Below are 6,699 nucleotides of genomic sequence, written 5' to 3'. Positions count from 1 at the left end.
ATGCCTTACCACAATCACCTCAAACGTTCAAACAATTATTGATGGTTGGTGGAATGGATAAATATTTTCAAATCGTAAAATGTTTCCGTGACGAAGATTTACGTGCCGACAGACAACCTGAATTTACACAAATCGATTGCGAAATGGCATTCGTTGAACAGGAAGACATCTTAAATGTTTTCGAAGGATTGACTCGTCATTTACTTAAAGAACTTAAAGGAATTGATGTTGCAGAATTTCCAAGAATGACATACGATTACGCCATGAAAACCTATGGAAATGACAAACCGGATATTCGTTTTGAAATGAAGTTTGGCGAATTGAATTCGGTTGCCCAACATAAAGAGTTTGGCGTTTTCAACTCAGCTGAATTAATAGTTGGAATTGCTGCGCCAGGTTGCGCATCCTATACTCGAAAAGAAATAGATGCTTTGATTGATTGGGTAAAACGTCCACAAATTGGTGCCTCCGGAATGGTATATGTAAAATGTGAAGAAGACGGAACCTACAAATCTTCCGTAGATAAATTCTATGACCAAGATGATTTAGCAAATTGGGCAAAAGCTACTAATGCTAAAGCTGGCGACATGATTTTTGTACTTTCTGGTACGGCGGATAAAACACGAACACAACTTTCGGCACTTCGTATGGAATTGGCAACACGATTGGGATTAAGAAATCCCGAAGAGTTTGCTCCATTATGGGTTGTTGATTTTCCATTATTAGAATGGGACGAAGAAAGTGGTCGTTACCATGCTATGCACCATCCATTTACCTCACCAAAACCAGAAGACATGAAACTTATTGAAACCGAACCGGGAAAAGTTCGTGCAAATGCATATGATATGGTTTTAAACGGAAATGAAATTGGTGGTGGTTCTATCCGAATTCACGATAAAGAGTTACAAAGTAGAATGTTTTCGCTTTTAGGATTTTCTCCTGAACAAGCCGATGACCAATTTGGATTCCTGATGAATGCCTTCCAATTTGGTGCGCCACCACACGGTGGATTAGCATTTGGATTAGACAGATTAGTAGCAATTTTAGGTGGACAGGAAACCATTAGAGATTTTATTGCTTTCCCAAAAAACAATTCCGGAAGAGATGTTATGATTGATGCGCCATCTGCAATTGATGATAATCAACTTAAAGAATTATACATTAAATTGGATTTGTAGTAATTTATATCAAATTCCCATAAATTTAAGAAGCAACTGTTCAAATAGTTAAAAACAGTTGCTTTTTTTACGTTAAAATTTAAAATTTCTCAAGTATTTCGTTATCAATATTTTAAAGTATGATAAAAAAATTAACAAATTTTTAATTATTTAACACTGAAATGTTTGTCATGTCATCAAAAAATTTATCTTTGACCATTATTAATTATTTTTACAATATAAAATGCGCACAGGAACAGTAAAATTTTTCAACGAGTCTAAAGGTTATGGTTTTATCACAGATGATGAAACTGGAAAAGACATTTTCGTACATGCTACTGGAGTTAAATCTGAAGGTTTAAACGAAGGAGATAAAGTATCTTACGAAGAAGAAGAAGGTAGAAAAGGTAAAGTAGCAGCTCAAGTAGTAGCTATCGAAGACTAATATATATTATTTTTTGATTACCTAGTTTAAAGACGTCCCGAAATTCGGGACGTTTTTTTTGCGCAAATTAGATTATTTATAATTGTTTTAAATAACTATTTTATAGTAATATTTGAGAAACCTTTATCCTTTGATTTTTGCGAATTAAATTATGCGATGTATATTTGTGCCTGTTAATTTACATCTAATCATATCCATTATGCAATCTAATCAATTAGATTATTTACCAATCCTTATGCAAGCAGGTTTAGCCATAGGATTTGTGGTTTTGACTATTATTGGCTCTGGCTACTTGGGCCCAAAAAGACACTCAAAAAACAAAGACAAAAACTTTGAATGCGGAATAGAATCTGTTGGTAATGCAAGGATTCCTTTTTCTGTAAAATATTTCCTTGTGGCAATTTTATTTGTTTTGTTTGATGTTGAAGTGATTTTCTTATATCCTTGGGCAATCAATTTCAAAGCATTGGGAATTGAAGGAATGATTAAAATGGTTATTTTCATGATGCTACTTTTAGTTGGTTTCTTCTACATCATCAAAAAGAAAGCCCTGGAATGGGAATAAAAATATAATTGCAATGAGCGATACAAAAACAAATATGGTTGCTCCGCCAGAAGGAGTTGTAGGTGAAGGCTTTTTCGCTACAAAATTGAACGATGTTGTTGGAATGGCTCGCGCCAATTCGCTTTGGCCATTGCCTTTCGCTACTTCTTGTTGCGGAATCGAATTTATGGCAACAATGGCTTCGCACTATGACTTAGCACGATTTGGTTCTGAAAGAGTTAGTTTTTCTCCCCGTCAAGCGGATATGCTAATGGTGATGGGAACGATATCTAAAAAAATGGCGCCAATTTTACGTCAGGTATACGAACAAATGTCAGAACCTCGTTGGGTTATTGCCGTTGGTGCATGTGCAAGTTCAGGTGGTGTATTCGATACTTACTCTGTATTACAAGGAATTGATAAAGTAATTCCGGTAGACGTTTACGTTCCAGGATGCCCACCAAGGCCAGAACAAATTGTAGATGGCGTTATGCAATTACAAGAATTGGTTAGAAATGAATCGGTTCGCCGAAGAAATTCACCAGAATATAAAGAATTATTAGCTTCTTACAACCTATAATATGGCTTTAGAAACTGCATACATACAAGAAAATATATCTAAAAAATTTGGTAATAATGTGCTGAATTTTGAAATGAAAAGAAATATTTTTTCCTTCGAAGCTACTCCAGATAATATCCATGAAGTAATTCAAACATTGAAAGAAGACGAAAGCTTAAACTTCCATTTTCTTACCGATTTGACTGGAATTCATTTTCCTGACAATGATGAAAACCATCAGTTTGCTGTGGTATATCAATTACACAATTGGGTTGAAAATGTTAGAATTCGAGTAAAAACATTTTTGCCCGACCCTGCAGAAGTTCAAACTATAACTGATTTATTTCTTTGCGCCAATTGGATGGAGAGAGAAGCCTGGGATTTCTTCGGAATCAATTTCAAAGGACATCCGCAACTTAAACGAATCTTGAATATGGATGAAATGGTTTCGCATCCAATGCGAAAAGAATTCACATTAGAAGACAGCGGAAGAACAGATAAAGATGATCGTTTCTTCGGAAGAACACCAGTCAATAATGGATAATTGATAATGAATAATTATAAATTGTAAAAAAGAATAAAATTTAATGGCATCAAAAAAACTAATTATTAATTATCAATTGTTAATTGTCAATTAAAAAATGTCAGATTTATTATTACCACCAGAGCATCGATATGCTAAAATCATAGAACAAAGCCGAAATGAAGACGGAAGTGAATTTTCTATATTAAATTTAGGACCAACTCACCCGGCTACTCACGGAATATTCCAAAATATTTTATTAATGGATGGCGAGCGAATATTAGATGCTGAACCAACCGTTGGTTATATTCACAGGGCTTTTGAAAAAATAGCCGAAAACCGTCCGTTTTACCAAATCAATGTATTGACAGACCGAATGAATTATTGTTCGTCGCCAATTAATAATATGGCTTGGTGGATGACCGTAGAAAAACTGTTAAATATTGAAGTGCCTAAAAGAGCGCAATATTTGAGAGTAATCGTAATGGAATTAGCTAGAATTACCGATCACTTAATTTGTAATTCAATCCTTGGAGTTGATACTGGAGCTTATACTGGTTTCCTTTATGTTTTTCAATTCAGAGAAAAAGTATATGAAATCTATGAAGAAATTTGTGGTGCTCGTTTAACAACAAATATGGGAAGAATTGGTGGTTTCGAAAGAGAATGGTCGCCAAAAGCATTTGAATTGCTTAATACTTTCCTTGAAGAATTTCCGGTTGCATGGAAAGAATTCGAAAATCTTTTTGAAAGAAACAGAATCTTTATTGACAGAACGGTTAATGTTGGTCCGATTACTGCCGAAAGCGCCATGCAATACGGATTAACAGGTCCAAATTTACGTGCCGCTGGAATTGATTACGATGTTCGTAAAGCGGCTCCTTATTCTTCCTATGAAGATTTTGAATTTGATATCCCTGTTGGAAAATCTGGTGATACGTATGACCGTTTTTGTGTTCGTAATGCCGAAGTTTGGGAAAGTTTGAGTATCATCAAGCAAGCATTAGCAAAGTTACCAGAAGGCCCTATCCACGCTGATGTTCCCGATTATTATTTACCTCCAAAAGAAGATGTTTACACCAATATGGAAAGCTTAATCTATCACTTTAAAATTGTGATGGGAGAAGTTCCGGTTCCTGTTGATGAAATTTATCATGCTGTGGAAGGCGGAAATGGAGAATTAGGATTTTATCTAATTACCGACGGTAGCCGAACGCCTTACCGATTGAAATTCAGAAGACCTTGCTATATTTATTATCAAGCTTATACTGAAATGATTAGAGGTGGAATGTTATCCGATGCTATCGTAATATTATCAAGTTTAAATGTAATTGCCGGCGAATTAGACGCTTAAAAAGAAATAAGATTGCAGAATACAGATTTTAGAAAGCAGATTGAAAAATCCTAAATCCTAAATCCTAAATCTCAAATTAAAAAATGGAAAGATCTCACATTAAACAAGAAATAAATATCACTGATACTTTGATGAATCGCATCAATGAGTTAATCAGTCACTATCCTGCAGAAAAAAGAAAATCAGCTTTATTGCCTGTTTTGCATGAGGTTCAGGATGCTCACGACAATTGGTTAAGCATTGATTTGCAAAATAAAGTAGCCGAAATTTTAGAAATACAACCTATTGAAGTCTATGAAGTGGTGACGTTTTACACCATGTACAATCAAAGACCTATCGGGAAATATATGTTTGAATTCTGTCAAACCTCTCCTTGTTGTCAAAACGGAGTAGAAGATTTGATGGATTATACGTGTAACAAATTAGGAGTAAAAGTTGGTGAACCAACAGCAGACGGACTTTTCGAAGTGCGTGGTGTTGAATGCCTAGGAGCTTGTGGTTATGCCCCAATGATGCAGTTGGGTGATTTCTACCAAGAACATTTGACAGAAGCAAAAATCGACCAATTAATCTCTGATTGTAAAGACGGAAAAATCACTTTACACGATAAGTAATATCATGGGAAGAAAAATATTATTAGACAAAATAAATGTTCCGGGAATTAGAACCTATGAAGTATACCGCAAAGAAGGCGGTTATGCATCGGTTGAAAAAGCCTTGAAAAAAATGACTCCGGACGAAGTAGTCGAAGAAGTAAAAACTTCGGGACTTCGTGGTCGTGGTGGTGCTGGATTTCCCGCTGGAATGAAATGGAGTTTTATCGACAAGAAATCAGGCAAACCGCGTCATTTGGTTTGTAATGCCGACGAATCGGAACCAGGAACTTTCAAAGACCGCTATTTGATGGAATTTATTCCTCATTTATTGATTGAAGGAATGATTACCTCAAGTTATGCCTTAGGCGCCAACCTATCTTACATCTACATTCGTGGAGAATATATGTGGGTTTACAAAATTTTAGAAAAAGCCATCGCCGAAGCAAAAGCTGCCGGTTGGTTAGGTAAAAATATATTAGGTTCAGGTTACGATTTAGAATTATACGTTCAAATTGGAGCTGGAGCTTATATCTGTGGAGAAGAAACAGCTTTGATTGAAAGCTTAGAAGGAAAACGTGGAAATCCTAGAATTAAACCACCATTCCCAGCAGTTTCAGGACTTTGGGCTAATCCAACAGTGGTGAATAATGTTGAAACAATTGCAGCTGTGCCTTGGATTGTAAATAATTCAGGTGCTGATTATGCCGGAATAGGAATTGGTCGTTCGACTGGAACCAAGTTAATTTCAGCTTCCGGAAACATCAAAAATCAAGGAGTTTTCGAAATAGATTTAGGATTATCTGTCTACGAATTCATGAATTCTGATGAATATTGTGGTGGAATGCAAACTGACAGACCATTAAAAGCATTGGTTCCTGGAGGAAGTTCAGTGCCAATTTTACCAGCGCATTTAATATACAAAACAGCTGCGGGTGAAGATCGTTTGATGACCTACGAAAGTCTTTCAGATGGTGGATTTGCAACCGGTTCGATGTTAGGTTCAGGTGGATTTATTGTGTATGATGACCGAGCTTGTATCGTTCGAAATACATGGAATTTCTCTCGTTTCTACCATCATGAATCTTGCGGTCAATGCACACCTTGCCGTGAAGGAACAGGATGGCTAGAAAAAGTTTTGTGGAGAATCGAAAACGGACAAGGACGTGAAGAAGATATCGAGTTGTTATGGAGCATACAAGCCAAAATTGAAGGAAACACGATTTGTCCTTTAGGAGATGCCGCTGCTTGGCCAGTCGCTGCTGCAATTCGTCATTTTAAAGATGAGTTTGAATACCATATCCGTTTTCCGGAAAAAATAAAAAATAGAGATCACTTTGTTACTGAACCTTTTGAAAAAGTAAAGCATTTAGTAGCAAAGCAAACAGTATAAAAGTTTACGGTTGATTGTTGATAGTCGATGAATATTCAAGAACTAACAACCAAAACCAAAAACTAACAACTATTATTATGAAAGTAACCATAGACGGTCAAGAAATTGAAGTAGCACCAGGAACAACAATC

8 protein-coding genes are annotated in these 6,699 nt (G+C 35.9%); all 8 read left to right on the top strand.

Going from position 1 to position 6,699, the window contains the following annotated elements; translation table 11 throughout:
• Positions 1–1,178, top strand: a 1,178-nt coding sequence (aspS, locus tag ACOYLP_RS09910; RefSeq protein WP_422856012.1) for an aspartate--tRNA ligase, incomplete at its 5' end; no start/stop codon positions are given.
• A 223-nt stretch (positions 1,179–1,401) separates the two neighbouring features.
• Positions 1,402–1,602, top strand: a complete 201-nt coding sequence (locus ACOYLP_RS09905) for a cold-shock protein (protein ID WP_136151253.1) — start codon at positions 1,402–1,404, stop codon at positions 1,600–1,602.
• 199 nt (positions 1,603–1,801) lie between these two features.
• Entirely contained in the window at positions 1,802–2,167 is a 366-nt protein-coding gene (locus tag ACOYLP_RS09900) for an NADH-quinone oxidoreductase subunit A (RefSeq protein WP_422856011.1), read from the top strand.
• A 13-nt stretch (positions 2,168–2,180) separates the two neighbouring features.
• Positions 2,181–2,726: an NADH-quinone oxidoreductase subunit B gene (locus tag ACOYLP_RS09895; RefSeq protein WP_422856010.1), complete on the top strand. Its 546-nt coding sequence runs from the start codon at positions 2,181–2,183 to the stop codon at positions 2,724–2,726.
• A 1-nt stretch (position 2,727) separates the two neighbouring features.
• Entirely contained in the window at positions 2,728–3,249 is a 522-nt protein-coding gene (locus ACOYLP_RS09890; protein ID WP_422856009.1) for an NADH-quinone oxidoreductase subunit C, read from the top strand.
• 97 nt (positions 3,250–3,346) lie between these two features.
• A complete protein-coding gene (locus tag ACOYLP_RS09885) occupies positions 3,347–4,582 on the top strand; it encodes an NADH-quinone oxidoreductase subunit D (RefSeq protein WP_422856008.1) in 1,236 nt (411 codons plus the stop codon).
• 83 nt (positions 4,583–4,665) lie between these two features.
• Positions 4,666–5,196, top strand: a complete 531-nt coding sequence (locus ACOYLP_RS09880; RefSeq protein WP_422856007.1) for a complex I 24 kDa subunit family protein — start codon at positions 4,666–4,668, stop codon at positions 5,194–5,196.
• A gap of 4 nt (positions 5,197–5,200) precedes the next feature.
• Positions 5,201–6,568: an NADH-quinone oxidoreductase subunit NuoF gene (gene nuoF, locus ACOYLP_RS09875; RefSeq protein ID WP_422856006.1), complete on the top strand. Its 1,368-nt coding sequence runs from the start codon at positions 5,201–5,203 to the stop codon at positions 6,566–6,568.
• Positions 6,569–6,699 lie beyond the last annotated feature (131 nt).

The organism is Flavobacterium sp., assembly GCF_049318325.1.
In the GTDB taxonomy this organism is placed as follows: Bacteria; Bacteroidota; Bacteroidia; order Flavobacteriales; family Flavobacteriaceae; genus Flavobacterium.
The sequence above is the reverse complement of the archived record's forward strand: the minus strand, read 5'-3'. Positions and strand labels throughout refer to the sequence as shown.